General features: G+C 46.6%; 12 protein-coding genes. 11 read left to right on the top strand and 1 reads right to left on the bottom strand.

What is annotated here, in order from left to right:
* The first annotated feature begins 20 nt into the window (after positions 1 to 20).
* The 7 genes from NSS94_RS06305 (at position 21) to NSS94_RS06335 (ending at position 7452) form a co-directional block, all read left to right on the top strand.
* Complete coding sequence (locus NSS94_RS06305) at positions 21 to 1025, top strand: ABC transporter permease (RefSeq protein WP_318626986.1); 1005 nt, start codon at positions 21 to 23, stop codon at positions 1023 to 1025.
* A 35-nt stretch (positions 1026 to 1060) separates the two neighbouring features.
* Positions 1061 to 1972, top strand: a complete 912-nt coding sequence (nikC, locus tag NSS94_RS06310) for a nickel transporter permease (protein WP_209949669.1) — start codon at positions 1061 to 1063, stop codon at positions 1970 to 1972.
* Positions 1973 to 2206: 234 nt separating this feature from the next.
* Positions 2207 to 3349 carry a hypothetical protein gene (locus NSS94_RS06315; protein WP_165144627.1) on the top strand — a complete coding sequence of 381 codons (1143 nt, stop codon included), beginning with the start codon at positions 2207 to 2209 and terminating at the stop codon, positions 3347 to 3349.
* A gap of 13 nt (positions 3350 to 3362) precedes the next feature.
* Complete coding sequence (locus NSS94_RS06320) at positions 3363 to 3752, top strand: hypothetical protein (RefSeq protein ID WP_185156333.1); 390 nt, start codon at positions 3363 to 3365, stop codon at positions 3750 to 3752.
* 262 nt (positions 3753 to 4014) lie between these two features.
* Positions 4015 to 5430, top strand: coding sequence for a deoxyguanosinetriphosphate triphosphohydrolase family protein (locus tag NSS94_RS06325; RefSeq protein ID WP_069012216.1), 1416 nt, complete (start codon positions 4015 to 4017; stop codon positions 5428 to 5430).
* Positions 5431 to 5499: 69 nt separating this feature from the next.
* Positions 5500 to 6441 carry an MsnO8 family LLM class oxidoreductase gene (locus NSS94_RS06330; RefSeq protein ID WP_165145386.1) on the top strand — a complete coding sequence of 314 codons (942 nt, stop codon included), beginning with the start codon at positions 5500 to 5502 and terminating at the stop codon, positions 6439 to 6441.
* A 24-nt stretch (positions 6442 to 6465) separates the two neighbouring features.
* Positions 6466 to 7452 carry a methyltransferase domain-containing protein gene (locus NSS94_RS06335; RefSeq protein WP_341038987.1) on the top strand — a complete coding sequence of 329 codons (987 nt, stop codon included), beginning with the start codon at positions 6466 to 6468 and terminating at the stop codon, positions 7450 to 7452.
* Between the two features lie 4 nt (positions 7453 to 7456).
* Here the strand turns inward: NSS94_RS06335 and NSS94_RS06340 are convergent, their stop codons facing one another.
* Entirely contained in the window at positions 7457 to 8413 is a 957-nt protein-coding gene (locus NSS94_RS06340; protein WP_039269519.1) for a D-2-hydroxyacid dehydrogenase, read from the bottom strand.
* A 225-nt stretch (positions 8414 to 8638) separates the two neighbouring features.
* Here NSS94_RS06340 and thpR point away from each other — a divergent pair, with 225 nt between their 5' ends.
* The 4 genes from thpR to gltB all read left to right on the top strand — a co-directional run bounded on the left by thpR (position 8639) and on the right by gltB (position 16029).
* A complete protein-coding gene (thpR, locus tag NSS94_RS06345) occupies positions 8639 to 9214 on the top strand; it encodes an RNA 2',3'-cyclic phosphodiesterase (RefSeq protein ID WP_341038988.1) in 576 nt (191 codons plus the stop codon).
* Positions 9215 to 9315: 101 nt separating this feature from the next.
* Positions 9316 to 10128, top strand: a complete 813-nt coding sequence (locus NSS94_RS06350; RefSeq protein WP_029516185.1) for a cell wall hydrolase — start codon at positions 9316 to 9318, stop codon at positions 10126 to 10128.
* Positions 10129 to 10283: 155 nt separating this feature from the next.
* Complete coding sequence (locus NSS94_RS06355) at positions 10284 to 10967, top strand: metal-dependent hydrolase (RefSeq protein WP_104496511.1); 684 nt, start codon at positions 10284 to 10286, stop codon at positions 10965 to 10967.
* Between the two features lie 463 nt (positions 10968 to 11430).
* Positions 11431 to 16029 carry a glutamate synthase large subunit gene (gene gltB, locus NSS94_RS06360; RefSeq protein WP_029516187.1) on the top strand — a complete coding sequence of 1533 codons (4599 nt, stop codon included), beginning with the start codon at positions 11431 to 11433 and terminating at the stop codon, positions 16027 to 16029.
* Positions 16030 to 16191 lie beyond the last annotated feature (162 nt).

Consider the following 16191-nt stretch of genomic DNA (forward strand, 5'->3'; position numbering starts at 1 on the left):
AAGCAGGCGGTGAATAGGATATGAACTCATATATTGTAAAAAGACTGGCCATATTGATTCCTGTATTACTGGGCATGACGCTTATCGTATTTTCGATTATTCATGCTATTCCGGGTGATCCGGCGGAAACCATACTAGGAGATAAAGCTACGGAACAGTCCAAGCAGGCGCTACGTGAGCAATTGGGACTGGATAAGCCGTGGTTTCAGCAATATGGAACCTATTTGAGTGAACTGGCACATGGAGACTTGGGTGATTCCATTCGCACCAGACAGCCGATTGCCCGGGAAATGCTTCCTTATCTGGCGGCTACGCTGGAGTTGACAGTAGCGAGCATGTTTTTTGCCATAGTAGTTGGAATGAACGCTGGCATCGTGAGTGCCTGGAAGCGAAATTCCTGGTTTGACTATGTCAGCATGGTCATTGCCCTGGTCGGAGTATCGATGCCCATTTTTTGGCTGGGCTTGATGGAGCAGTGGATTTTTGCAAATAAGCTGCATTGGCTCCCTTCCATCGGACGCATGAATTCCCGTGATCCTGTGGAAGCTGTGACACATTTAGCTGTTATTGATGCGCTCATAGGTGGACGTATGGATCAGGTGTGGACCGTTATCAAGCATTTGATCCTACCCAGTATCGCACTGGGAACGATTCCAATGGCGGTCATTGCGCGCATTACCCGTTCCAGTATGCTGGAGGTTATGGATGCGGACTATATCCGTACGGCTCGGGCGAAGGGGCTGGCATCTTTTCAAGTCGTGTACAAACATGCGCTTAAAAATGCTGCGATCCCTGTGCTTACTGTCATCGGTCTTCAGACGGGATCACTACTGGGAGGCGCGGTACTGACAGAAACCATTTTTGCCTGGCCCGGCATCGGGCGGTACATTTTTGAAGCGATCAGCTCGCGTGACTATCCGGTTATTCAAAGCGGAATTCTGATCATAGCGTTCCTGTTCGTCATCATTAATCTGATTGTCGATTTGCTGTACGCGGTTCTCGATCGGCGTATCCGTTATCAGTAATCAAGTCGCCAATTGTTCAAGGGGGAGCTTGTCCGATGTCACAATTTTCAATGGAACCCAACAACATACCGACGACACGCAGTACATTGGCGCATTTGCCTGTCGTGACTGGTCCTTGGAGAGACGCATGGAGGGCTTTCCGTCACAATAAAATGGCGCTCGTCGGCCTGAGCATTATTATCTTCTTTGTCATCATTGCTTTGATCGCGCCGTGGATTGCTCCTTTTGACTATAAAGAGCAAAATTTGGTGAGCCGTTTGCAGCCTCCTTCTGCGGAGCATTGGTTCGGTACGGATGATCTCGGTCGAGATTTACTGACTCGTACCCTGTATGGAGCCAGAATCTCGTTGTGGGTCGGTTTCTTGTCCGTTATTGGTTCAATGATTGTAGGAACAGCCTTAGGTTTAATCGCAGGATTTTACGGAAAATGGGCAGATATGGCCATCTCGCGGCTATTCGACATTTTACTGGCATTTCCGGGGATTTTGCTGGCCATTGCTATTGTGGCCATTCTAGGGCCTTCATTGGAAAATGCGTTGTACGCCATTGCCATTGTCAATGTGCCAACGTATGGAAGGTTAGTTCGCTCTAAGGTGCTGAGTGTCAAAACAGAGGAGTATATCACTTCTGCTAGAGCGCTTGGAGCCAATAATACACGAATCATCCTCCGTTATATTTTGCCTAACAGCCTGACACCAATCATCGTACAGGGAACGTTGGGGATCGGAACGGCTATCATTGAAGCGGCAGCGCTTGGATTTCTAGGCTTGGGTGCACAACCTCCTGAGCCAGAGTGGGGTAAAATGTTGTCCGATTCGCGGCAATATATCCAGAACGCGCCGTGGACAGTTATTTTTCCGGGGATATCTATCATGCTGACCGTATTAGGCTTTAATCTGATGGGTGATGGGCTGCGGGATGTATTGGACCCGAGGGCAAAGCGTTAGAGCAAAAGTGGTGAGGGATATAAAGTTGAGTAAAGAGGTGTTCTCTGGCCTGAATCCAATGGCTGGGGAACACCTTTTTTATATTAGATTTTCAAATTCGATTCGAACTGAAAAAGTACAAGTTAAAAATATGTTTACTATTTAATATCTTTCGTATATATTAATATTTGGAAATTATTTTTTCACAAATATTTCCTACAAAACTAGATTGAATTAACAGAGGAGATTATTTCAATGAGCATTTCATTAAGAATAGAACGTAAATCCGGTGGTGAACCAATCGAGTTTGTAAAAGGTGAGATCACTGGCTTTACTTATAAAAATAATAGTTCCCTAAACCTTTCAGCTAAGTCTACAAACTTGGTTCATTCGCTACATATTCTAAGCAAAATTCCGCTTCATTCGCTTCCTTCAGTTATAGACAATGCGGATAATTCCAACATGCTGTACACATGGGCAAACACAGAATATGAACCTGATACTGAGGATTACTATCGAAAATGTAATATCCAAATCGTTAGAAATGAAAACACAATTCGAGATATTACGTTTACACACGCTTACGTACATGAGTATCAAGAACAGATTGATACCAGCAAAGAGATTCTTGAGTTTGAACTTGTTTTAAAACAAAAAGAAGATCAATTGGGAAAAATTCAATATAGTCCTCAGTTAGAACTTAAGGAAACAAGAGAAAAGGAACAGTCTGATGTCTCGGAAAAAGTACTAGAAGATGCATATAGTAAGAATATGTTAGTGTATGCAGGAAGTAATACTTTTCCGTTTGAAAATCCTATGGTAGAACTAGAAAAGACTTGGGTGCGAGGCGTAGAGAAGGTAAAGAATTCTTCAGATACTGTACTACATTATCCTGATCGTAAAGCTTTTACATTAGTAGCTGTTCCTATAGCTCGAAAGAAGTACGGGGACATCACAGCCAATTTACTTCAACATTCACTTGATTACAACCCAGGAAATTTACACTTTAACGAATGGTCATATGAGGCGCAGCAAATTAAAAAATCTAAAGAACACATCGCAATAGTTAATGACGAAGTCAAAAAAGCTAATGCTAATAAAGCTAAAAGTTTTTCGAATAATGAATCTAAGGGATTAGAAAGTGATAAAGATTTATATAATGCTTTTCACAAGATGTATTATAAAATAAATGGAAACTACGTTGACGGGCAATGGAAAATTACTACAATATATTATGATAAATATAATTTTGAGTATAATTTTAAACAAATGTTTACTGGGAACAACAAACTTGGTTGGGCTGCAGCAAACCTAACAAATTTAATGGAATCATGGGGAACATTAAATGAGTATACGTCTTATGTAACAGTAACTGATACAAGAAAAGCTTGGAAGTGAGTGTGAATTGTAGATGAAGCGTAGATATATCTTTATTTTGATCTTGATCTCTCTACTAGTTATAATTACTACTCTAATTTTCCTGGTGAATTCTGGGGATGATACGAAGTATAAATACCCATCAGGCAAAGATACCGTAGAATATTTTGGTGACGGGACTTTTCAAATTTTTAGAGGGGGGCCGGACGACCCTTTAATACTTTATAATCATCTTGCTGATCCAACGGAAAATACTGTTGATAATATTGTGTCATATAAGATAAAAAACAATATCGTATATGTGGTTGGTGAAAATAGCTTCATTAAGCTGGATTCAAGTACCAACACATACAAGCAAAAGAAACGGATTTCCGATTTTACTTCCGAAGATAGAGAAATATTCAATAAATTAATGGAAAAATAGAAGTTATCATAAGCAAAAACAAGTCTCGGGACATAGTTGGGACTTGTTTTTTTATTTCTCATCGTCTGACCACTGGCTTGACTTGATAGGCGATAATGCGCTCAGTCCATAAATCTTGCAGATTGGTATACAATCCTTTCTACTCTTACGAATAGGTGAGATAGTTTGATGCTTACATATATAACTGAAAGTCATGTGAGCTTTCATGAAGCGCGAAAAAAATGTATAATCACTCCAATTGAGTACGTAGGGAGTGGGATTTATGACATGGCAGGACAAGAGAGAGCATCGGCAATTTGCGGAACAGACACGAAGCGACGCTTCACGGGCCGCATATGAACGGGATTACTCCCGTTTGATTCATTCACCGACTTTCCGTCGGTTGCAGGGTAAATCACAGGTATTTGGTGCAGGCACGGGCGATTATTATCGCACACGACTGACGCATTCTTTGGAGGTAGCGCAAATTGCGCGTGAAGCATCCCGAAGCTTGCTGCGCCGCCATCCTGAAGTAGAGCTGGAACAGGCAGATAACGCAGGACTGATCATTGACCCTGAGGTGGTAGAATGTGCTTCCATCGCACATGACTTTGGGCATCCCCCGTTCGGGCACAAGGGAGAAGAAGTACTGGACGGGATTTTGGATCAACTGATTGAAACAAAGGTAGAAAAGATATCCTCTGCCGGAGGCTTCACACTGGAGTCCAAGCGTGGACAGGAGGCCTATGCGCGTGAGCGACGAATTTATGAGCATTTTGAAGGGAATGCGCACAATTTCCGGCTGATTATGTTTTTGGAGAAGCGTGAGAACGTGGATGGTTTGAATTTGTCGGACGCTGTGTTACTGGGGATCAACAAATACCCGTACCCAGGGATTCTGAACAAAAAAGGGTTGTATCTGCATGAGTGGGAATATATACGTTCCATCCGCGAGGATTGGGGTATCCCTGATGGTAAAAAAACGCTGGAAGCCCAGCTTATGGACCTGTGCGACGATATCGCTTATTCTGCGCATGATTTGGAGGATGGGATTAAGGCTGGAAAAATCGAGGTACACGAGCACTTCTTGTATGATCCGTATTTAATTCGTCTGATTACGGAGAAAATCACCACGTTGGAGGATAGCTTCTGGCAAGGCTGGCAACTGGCTCAGATTGAGCAGAAGGTAGCGGCTGTGCTGAGTGAATTTTTGAAGGTGTGGAATGGCAAGATGCCGATGTGTGAACACGATTATTCCCGGACCCGCCGTGAAGTGAAGGCATACTGGGTCAGTCTGTTTGTCAGCAGCTTGGGTGTCATTGATGATGGAAATTGGAAAAAAGTGACCTTTGTACGGGATGGAAACGAAGATTTGGATATGCTGCGCACGGTGAGTGTATTGAAAAGCTTTGCTTGGGTTACGATGATCCGCGATCTGCGCGTACAGCGACTGCAAAAACGGAGTGAGTGGATGCTCAAACGACTTTGGTTGGCTTTTCTGGACCCGGAAACATCCAAATCTATTATTCCAAGCGACTGGCTCCAGCGCTATGAGCGCGACCAAGCCAAGACGAAGCCGATCTGGACATGGGAGCATATGGTCATAGACTATATTGCAGGCATGACCGATGCTTTTGCTGAAAAAATCTATAATGAGTTATACGGCCTGAAGGTGGGTTCCATTTATGATCTGGATTAACCTTTAAATTCCCCCTATATAGTAGAAGAAACTGGTTTGTAGCTGATAGTAGGAGGGAGGATTGTGTCTATGCCATCTCGGTCTTTATCTATAAAAAGGTTGAATCTCGGTGTGCTCGATATGGTGCCGTTGCTGCCCGGTAACCGTCCGGAGCAGGCGGTTCAACGAGCTGGCGAACTAGCGAGACAGGCAGAAGCGTGGGGATATACACGTTACTGGACCTCGGAGCACCATGATATGGAGGGGCTGGCTTCCTCCAGCCCGGAAGTGCTGCTGTCTCATATCGGGGCGGTGACGAAGACAATCAAACTGGGTGCGGGTGCTATCTTGCTTCCGCATTATAGTCCAGTCAAGGTCGCGGAATGGTTTCATCTGCTGGCCGCTCTATATCCTGGCAGAGTCGAATTGGGTCTGGGGAGAGCACCTGGTGGGGGACCTCATGCTTCGATGGCACTGAGCGGCAATTTTCTTCAACATGTGACGGAGCTGCCACAGACGATGGAAGCTCTATTGGCTTTGCTGGAAGGTACTTACGAATATGAACAGGTGCCTGTGTTTGCCCGGCCAATGCCTGAACAGCCGCCAGCAGTGTGGATGCTGGGCACAAACCGAAAAAGTGCCGAATATGCCGCCCAGTATTCAACAGGCTATGTATTCGGTCAGTTTATGAGTGAACATCAAACAGAAGAGATGCTCAGCATTTACCGCTCCAGCTTTCAGCCATCCAATCGGATAGACAAGCCACGTACCATGGTTGCTGTAGGCGCAGTATGTGCCTTGACGGATGAGCTGGCGCAGCAATGGGCTGCTCAGATTACATTGGGCGACCCGGCAATTCGGGCCAGCTGGCTGGTGGGAACGCCGTCGGTTATTGCCGAACGGTTACGTGGCTTGCAGATTAAATATGATAACGATGAGTTTCTGTTGGTCACACCGATTCCCGATTATGAGCAGCGGCTTCACTCCTACCGTCTAATAGCGGAGGCCGTAAATTCTAGCCTTGATTCCTAATGAAAAGATGAAAAGAGATCTGACATGAATAAACAGAAAACGAATATCGATGAAATGAAACCAAGCTACGTGTATACCTATGCGTGTCATGAAACAGAGCGTGAGTTATGTCTTTTGGAATTAAAATGTTTGTTCGGTCAGCCGCCCGTGCAGGATTCCATCCTGTTGTCCCATCGACGGCTGGAACCGGGGACCAGCCCGTTTATTCATCTTCGGCTGGATGTAGTGACAGATGCGGGAACACTGGAAGAGCTATGCGAAGCAGCCTCTATGTTACAGCTTGAGGAAGGAAAGACTTTCAAGGTGTTGTGCCTTAAAGAAGGTGACCATGAGGCCGGCTATGACGAGCGGCGCGGGATCGAACGCCGAATTGGTGCACGCATTCATGGCCAGGCGCAAATGAAGACACCGGATATCATCCTTGGTGTTATTCGGATAGGACAACGGTGGCTACTGGGCAGGTGTCAGTATAGCGACAGATCGTGGCAGGAGCGTCGTCAGAAGCCGCAAAATTATTCTACTGGACTACCCGTTCTGGTAGCTAGGGCACTTGTGAATTTGGCAGCAACTGATCTAATAGCAACAAAGGGAGAACCAGGCTCATTGAAACTGCTGGACCCGTGTTGTGGTATGGGCAATGTAATGATTGAAGCATTAAGTATGGGAAAGGATATTCGCGGTTGTGATATCAATCCGTTGGCGGTGCGTGGGGCACGAGTGAATTTGCGTCATTTTGGATATGAAGAAGATCTAGTGAAACTCGGGGATATGAATAAGCTCGAAGGCACATACGATGCGGCCATATTGGATATGCCCTATAACCTGTGCTCCGTGCTCCCGGCTGATGAACAAAAGAAGATGCTGCGCAGTCTGAGACGCTTGGCCGCGCGGGCGGTGGTCGTGAGCACGGAGCCGATGGAAACATTGTTATCCGAGTCAGGTTGGACCCTTACGGAGCAATGTCGCATACATAAGACAGGTATGAGTCGGGAAATCTGGATCTGTAAGTAGTGTGTTAATACTGAGTTTTATAGTTAACCAAATTCAACGGCAGTTCCTGATCAGCGGCATAGGCATTCAAATTAGTAAGAAAAATATCTACCGCTCGTTCGGCGTATCGGTCCGTATCGCCTGCAATATGCGGTGTGATCAAAACATGGTCCAGACTCCATAGTGGATGTGACGCAGGTAGTGGTTCTTCCTCGAATACATCCAGTCCGGCAAAGGCAATATGCTTTTGCTCCAAAGAGCGTACAAGCGCATCCGTATGAACGGTTCCACCGCGACCTACATTAATGAAGAAGGCTCCCTTACGCATAGCTGCAAATGCTTTTTCGTCAAAGAAGTGATGAGTCTCCTCGGTGAATGGCAATATATTTACCACGATATCCGCTGCTCCCAATGCATCGTGTAGTTGTTCGTTAGTATACATATGCTCTACATGCGGAGCTTCCTTGCCAGAACGCCGGACTCCGATTACCCGCATGCCAAAGGATTCTGCAATCCGCGCTGTTTCACGGCCAATTTCGCCAACGCCTGTAATCAACAGCGTTTTGCCACGTAATTCCGTCAGTTGGCCTTTCGGTGGTTGCCATGTTTTCTGACGCTGCAAGAGAGCTGCTTGCTGTAAATAACGTGTATGCGATAGCAGCATTCCAAAGATCTGCTCTGTAATTGGAATGGCATGCACACCACTCGTATTCGTGAGTAAAATGTTACGCTTCTCCAATTCGGTAAGCGGTAGCTTATCAATCCCAGCCGACCAGGTTTGTATCCACTTCAGCTTGCTGTCTGGATGTAATGCATCTTCGGCAATATGCTTGGACCAGCCCAGAATAATCTCGGCCTCCCGGATTTGTTTAGATTCTAATTCCTGAGCTTTGCCAATAATCAACTCGTAGCCCGAAGCCGCTGCACGAACTTGTTTTTTTTGCTCTTCCGTCAGTTGATGTAAGCTTAAAATGTTTCCCATAGTTCACAGCCTCCTCGATTTTTAATTCCTTGGAGTTTCCAATATATTCTGGCGAACCATCTTTTCAAGAATAACAGATTGCTGAAAAAATTGCATAAGAAGGATAAAAACGAGCTCGCGGTGTCACTATATATAACAACAAATGGCTTTACCCTGATTAGGGACAATCCAAACAGCTGCTTTTGAGATATCCACAAATATCTATAGCAAAGGAGGTAAAGGTTGATGAAAGATGAATCGCAAAGACTTTTTACAGCTATTGCTCTCCCAAATGAGCACAAGAAGAACTTACATCATTGGGTGGAGCAGGATTTGAGTGATCTTTCTTTTCGCAAATGGATTGATTTCAGAGATTACCACGTGACACTTCAGTTTTTGGGTGATGTGGAGACCTCAGTTATCCCGAAACTTGAGCAGGTTTTAGTTCAAGCGGCAGCTGAGCATCACCCGTTCACACTTGGCATTGGAGAAGCAGGTTTTTTTGGCCGTGAAGAATTTCCACGTGTACTCTGGAAAGGAGTGACTGGACAGCGAGAGTCGCTAGAGCAGCTATATCAGTCTATACTTCGTGCTACCAAACCCCTTGGTTTTAAACCTGAGGACAGACCTTATCGGCCTCATATCACCGTAGCACGTTCGTACACAGGGGGACAGCCCGTTCCAGCTTCTGTGTGGCAGCCAAATGACCGAAGCGGCGGGCCTTGGGAAGTGGGAGAATTTGTTTTATATGCAACACGATTGGGTCAAAAACCAATGTACCAAATAATTCAAACATTCCCATTAATGAGGCGAAACCCTTGATCTATCAGCGAATTTAGTGATATAGTGTTTCAGCGTTATTCAAAAAGCGCATTTTGGGTTACATATCTGAGGAATGTGCTTAAGTTAACGGGAGGAACATTATGGAAATTATTAAAGAACATCGTTGGTTTGCACCTCTTTTGAGTGTGCTGCTTGTTTGTATATTGGGGATAGGCCTCTACGCTGAGGTTCAGCAAACACAGAATAATCATAAAAATGCATCCATGCATTCTCTGAGCTGGTCAGGGAACTCTGCAGCTCCTACATATGGCGACAGGATGGGGACCCATAAAGGGTCTAACAGGACAAGCCCCATCTTTGTTGCTGCTCATGGGCAGCCAAGCTGGAAAGAAATCATGCCGACTCCGTTACCCGCTTCCCAGATGAAGCAGGCGGAACAAGCTCGGAATAACGTTGCTACAGGCAAGAAAAAGCCTGAGGTCCAGCATAGCAAGTCCGCAATCCTAACCCCTCCTACAACCATCTACTTTACGAAGACAAAAATGCTCACGCAGGATGACAAGGCGTTGTCTACCTGGAGCTACACAGTCTCCGCTAAAGAACTGCTCCTGCTGCAAAAAATAGTGATGGCAGAAGCAGAAGGCGAACCGTACGAAGGCAAAGTGGCAGTTGCCAACGTTGTCTTAAACCGGCTGCGGTCAGCCCCATTTCCCGATACGATTCAGGCAGTGATTTATCAAAAAGCGCAATTTAGTCCGGTCGCGAACGGGCGTCTTCGTCGTGTTCAGCCCAACCAGGACAGCATCCGTGCGGTTACTGCTGCTTTGAACGGCCATAAAGCCGTGCCTGATAACACCTGTTTTTTCCTGTCGCTTACGTTGGCTCAGGACCTTACGGTTCATCATTCCCGTACCAAGGTGAAAACGATCGGTCATCATACCTTTTATAAATAAAGGCACCCTTCTACAAATAACAGCCCTTTCTAAACAATAGGGTTCAGCTTTGTGAACGGATTTTGTGGTACAGGTGAAGCCAGAATGCAAAAGAGGTATAATAGGTAAAGGAAAGTAACCCAAATAATGAAAGTGACAAAGGAGGCGTAGATGATATGAAAATCACATATTATGGACATTCAGTTGTACTGGTAGAGGCAGAGGGGAAACGGATTATTATTGATCCTTTTTTGACGGGAAATCCTAAAGCAACCGTACAGGCCGAGGATATTCAGGTGGATGCCGTGTTGTTGACACACGGTCATGCCGATCATTTTGGAGATGCTGTTGAAATTGCCAAGCGCAATGATTGTCCAGTAATCGCGGTCGCGGAACTGGCCGAATACTGTTCATCCTTGGGGGCCAAAGCTCACGGTATGAATCTGGGTGGGGGGCACCACTTTGACGGTTTCCATGTGAAATTCACACTTGCGTTTCACAGCTCATCTTTGACGGTGGACGGAAAACCCATTTACATGGGAGAGCCGGCGGGGATTTTATTGACCATGGGAGGCCAAACCTTTTTCCATGCAGGGGATACTGGTCTGTTTGGTGACATGCGTCTCATTGGGGAGACTAACTCCATCGATGCTGCGGTATTGCCGATCGGAGATGGTTATACGATGGGACCGGAGGATGCATTGCTGGCAGCAAAATGGCTGCGTGCAAGCCGCGTAATACCGGTGCATTACAATACGTTCCCGGGTATTGAGCAGGACGGAGATGGCTTCTGTGATCGTCTGCACAAAGAAGGTATTGAAGGGAAAGCATTGAAGCCCGGCGAAAGTCTCGAATTTTAATACGGATATCTGATTTGCGTGAATACACTAGATGGTCTATTAACTTATCGTATCTCCTTTGTCAGCCTTTTCTGTTCCTTAGAGGAATAGGAAAGGTTGTTTTTTAAAAGTGAATATTTATACATAAAAATGAGATAAATTTGCATTGATACGTTGAAGCTGTAATGTAAAAGATTTATTATCACAATCATAAAAACTTTGAATTGCTAACATGATAGGTCAATGATAAAATGATAGAACTAATTAGATTCATCAGTGGAATCGACGTATTTTTCAAGTCAAGCCATTGCATAATTATTGAAAAACATACGCATTCGGTGGACCGTACCGCCTTGAATACGTCACATGTTTTGTCCCCCATTCCTCGTAGTTGTTCTTTGAGTTACCTCTTGTTGCCACTGTCTTCTATTCGGCCGCCTGTATTTCAGGCCAGCATGACTTTATAACAGAAAGGTTGCGTTCCATGAGACAGACAGGTTTACCACCCAAACAGGGACTATATGATCCCCAATTCGAAAAAGACGCCTGCGGCATGGGCTTTGTTGCCCACATCAAGGGAAAACCATCGCACGATATTGTAAGTCAGGCTTTGACCATGCTCGTGAATATGGAGCATCGGGGCGGTCAGGGAAGTGAACCTAACTCCGGTGACGGAGCAGGGATTATGATTCAGGTCCCTCATCTGTTTTTTCAAGAGGAAGCGGAGCGATTGGGCTTCAAATTGCCAAAGGCCGGACATTATGGCGTGGGTATGCTTTTTGTATCCAATGATCCAAAAGTTCGTGAGGTGCATGAGCAGAAGCTAAGAGATATCATCGTGGACGAAGGTCAAAATTGTTTGGGTTTTCGCGATGTTCCAACTTATGACGAAATGCTGGGTAAATCGGCAAAAGCAGCTAAACCGGGTGTGCGTCAGGTATTCATCGGTCGCAGTAGCGATTTGAAGGAAGAGTTGGACTTCGAACGGAAACTGTATGTCATTCGCAAACGTGCAGAGCTTGCTATTCGCTATAACCAAGAGGATGAGAACGGTGAGTCGTTCTATATTCCAAGTTTGTCCTGTCGCAAGGTTGTATACAAAGGAATGCTGACAACCGAGCAGGTAGGTAAATTTTATCTGGATTTGCAGGATGAGCGGGTGACATCAGCGATCGCGCTGGTCCATTCCCGTTTTAGTACGAATACGTTCCCGAGCTGGGATCGTGCGCATCCTTATCGTTTTATGATTCACAACGGTGAAATTAATACGATGCGCGGCAATGTGAACTGGATGCATGCGCGTCAGGCGCAGTTTGAAAGCGAAGCGTTTGGCGGAGACATTAAGAAGGTAAAACCCGTCATTAACCCAGATGGCTCGGATACAGCCATGTTTGATAATACGCTGGAGTTTCTGTATCTGAGCGGACGATCCCTTCCTCATGTAGCCATGATGATGGTGCCGGAGCCTTGGAACAAGCATGAAACCATGGACCCGAAGAAGCGGGCATTTTATGAATATCACAGCACTATGATGGAGCCGTGGGACGGACCTGCTGCAATGGCGTTTACAGACGGTATCCAAATCGGGGCGATTCTCGACCGCAACGGTCTGCGTCCTGCACGTTACTATGTGACCAAGGACGATCTGATCGCACTGTCTTCAGAGGCGGGTGTATTGGATATTGATCCTGAAAATGTGCTCTATAAGGATCGTCTCCGTCCGGGTCGTATGCTGTTGGTTGATACCCAAGAAGGCCGTATCGTTTCTGACGAAGAGTTAAAGGAACGTATTGCTTCCGAGGAACCTTATCAGCAATGGCTGGATGAGCACTTGGTTGATTTGGATGAGCTGCCGGAAGCACTAGAACAGCCGGAGCCTAAACATGAAAATGTAAATCAGCTTCAGCTCGCTTTTGGATATACGTTTGAAGAACTGCGCAAAATTCTGGAGCCGATGGCACTTACAGGTGCAGAACCGATTGGCTCAATGGGATACGACGCACCATTGGCGGTGCTGTCTGATCGTCCGCAACGTTTGTACAATTACTTTAAACAAATGTTCGCCCAAGTCACAAACCCGCCGATTGACGCCATTCGTGAAGAGATTGTAACGTCAACCGCAACTACGATTGGACCAGAGCGCAATTTACTGCATCCAGAACCGGAAAGCTGTCGCCAGATTCGTTTGGATTCGCCGGTGCTATCGAATGAGGAGTTTGCCAAAATTCGCCACGTGCACCGTCCAGGCTTCAAATCGATGACGATCCCGATCTTCTTTGAAGCGAAGGAAGGTGCTGAGGGCTTACGCAAGGCGCTGGAAGGATTGTTTGAGGCGGCTGACCGTGTCATTGACAAAGGTCATAACATCCTGATTTTGTCCGACCGTGGAGTGGATGCGGAGAATGCAGCCATTCCGGCGTTGCTAGCTGTTTCCAGCCTGCATCACCATTTGATTAAACAGGGTACCCGCACACGTGTAAGTATTTTGCTGGAGTCCGGCGAGCCAAGGGATGTTCACCATTATGCGGTGCTGCTTGGCTACGGTGTGAGTGCGGTTAATCCGTATCTGGCTTTTGAAACGCTGGATGTCATGATTCAGCAGGGTTTGCTGCGCGGCATCTCGCACGAAAAGGCAGTTAAAAATTATATTAAAGCGGCAACGAAGGGTGTCGTTAAAATATTGTCCAAAATGGGTATTTCCACGATTCAGTCGTACCGTGGGGCGCAAATTTTTGAGGCCGTAGGTTTAAAACAGGATTTTGTTGACCGTTATTTCACCTGGACACCTTCCCGCATTGGCGGTATTGGTCTGGAGGAAGTGACTATAGAAGCGCTGGTTCATCATAATCGTGCTTTCACCGACAAGGACGGCAACGACAAAGTGCTGGATTCGGGCGGCGAATATCAATGGCGTAACGATGGGGAAGAGCATTTGTTTAACCCGCAAACGGTGCATTTGCTCCAGCAGTCGGTTCGCTCGGGAGACTACAAGCTTTACAAGAAATACGCCAAGCTGGTACAGGGTGAATCTGAACAGTATTTGACGATTCGCTCCATGCTTCAATTGAAGCCTGCTGGTGAGCCTGTGCCGCTGGATGAAGTGGAATCCGCTGCATCCATTATGCGTCGCTTCAAGACAGGAGCCATGTCCTTTGGCTCGATCAGTCAGGAAGCGCATGAAGATATGGCGATTGCGATGAATCGGATCGGTGGCAAGAGCAATACGGGTGAAGGTGGGGAGAACCCTGCACGTTTCATACCGGATGCCAATGGTGATTCTCGTCGCAGTTCGATTAAGCAGGTAGCATCGGGCCGATTCGGTGTAACATCGAATTACTTGGTGAATGCCGACGAAATTCAGATCAAAATGGCGCAAGGCGCGAAGCCGGGCGAAGGTGGACAACTGCCAGGACGTAAGGTGTACCCTTGGGTCGCTGAGGTCCGTGGCTCTACGCCAGGAGTAGGTTTGATTTCACCGCCGCCGCATCACGATATTTATTCTATCGAGGATTTGGCAGAGCTCATCTATGATCTCAAAAACGCCAATCCGCGTGCTGACATTAACGTGAAACTGGTGTCAGAGGTAGGCGTAGGTACGATTGCTACAGGGGTAGCTAAAGGCCGTGCTGACATTATTCTAGTCAGCGGTTACGACGGTGGTACAGGCGCTTCTCCGCAAGGCTCCATTCGTCATGCGGGTATGCCTTGGGAGCTGGGTCTGGCGGAGACGCATCAGACGCTGATGCTAAACAACCTGCGCGACCGCGTAGTATTGGAGACAGACGGCAAGATGCTGTCTGGCCGCGATTTGGTAGTAGCTGCCCTGTTGGGCGCGGAAGAATACGGCTTCTCTACAGCGCCGCTCGTGGCGTTGGGCTGTATTATGATGCGGGTATGCCAAATGGATACATGTCCGGTTGGTGTGGCTACGCAGAATCCGGAGCTGCGCAAAAATTATATGGGCGATCCTGCCCATGTGGTGAATTTTATGCGTTTTATTGCAGAAGATGTCCGTGAAATTATGGCGGAATTGGGCTTCCGTACGATTCAGGAAATGATTGGACGTACGGATTGCCTGGATACCGTGAACGCCGATTCGCACTGGAAGAAGAAGGGCGTAGACCTGAGCTTGCTGTTGCATGTTCCTGAGTTGGAAGAAGGTAGTGTACGTTACCGTGTACAACGCCAAAACCACGGTCTGGAAGAAACACTCGACATGCAGCAGCTCGTACCGATGGCTGCGAAAGCGTTGGAGAACGGAACGCCTGTTGAGGGTACCTTACCTATTACAAACGTGAATCGGGCGGTAGGGACGATTCTGGGCAGCGAGGTCACCCGTAAGTATGGAGCGGCGGGTCTGCCTGAGGATACGATTCGCTTTAACTTTATTGGATCGGCAGGTCAGAGCTTCGGAGCATTTATTCCGAAAGGCATCACGTTGAGCGTGGAAGGCGATAGCAATGACTATGTCGGTAAAGGGCTATCTGGCGGTAAGGTTATTGTGAAAAAGTCTCACAAAGCGACCTTTAAGGCAGAAGAGAACATTATTATCGGAAATACAGCCTTGTATGGAGCGACCAGCGGTGAAGCTTACATTAGCGGAATCGCAGGCGAGCGCTTTGCCGTTCGGAACTCCGGCGCACGTATTGTTGTTGAGGGCGTTGGAGATCATGGTTGCGAATATATGACAGGCGGACGTGTAGCTGTATTGGGTGGAACCGGACGGAATTTTGGAGCTGGAATGTCCGGAGGTATTGCATATGTCTATGACCCTGAGGGGACGTTCCTGAGCCGTTGTAATCTGGAAATGGTGTTGCTGGAAGGTGTGGAAGAACCTACAGAAGCAGCGGAGTTGCGTGGCTTGATTCAACGCCATGTCACTTACACGGGTAGTGAAGCGGGACAACGTATTTTGGATGATTGGCAGACTGCGATTCAGCAGTTTGTACGAGTGATTCCAAAGGATTACAAGCGTATGGTTGAACAGATCCAAAAAGAAGAGGCAACTGGTTTGAGCGGAGATGAAGCTCTATTGGCAGCATTTGAAGCCAATATGCGTGAATTAGCACGTGCCGGGGGCTAAAATGTAGACTACCAGGTTCACTAAAAAAGGACTCGCTGAATACCGCTGTTGTAATCACAGTGGTACCAGCAAGTCTTTTTTAGGTCGCAAAAATGTGATTTATTTCCTTGACAAACGTCATAAATTCTGACATTACCCCCAAAATGTTTTCCTGAAACGGTA

Origin of the sequence: Paenibacillus sp. FSL L8-0644, from assembly GCF_038008165.1 — a bacterium.
Taxonomy (GTDB): Bacteria; Bacillota; Bacilli; order Paenibacillales; family Paenibacillaceae; genus Paenibacillus; species Paenibacillus polymyxa_D.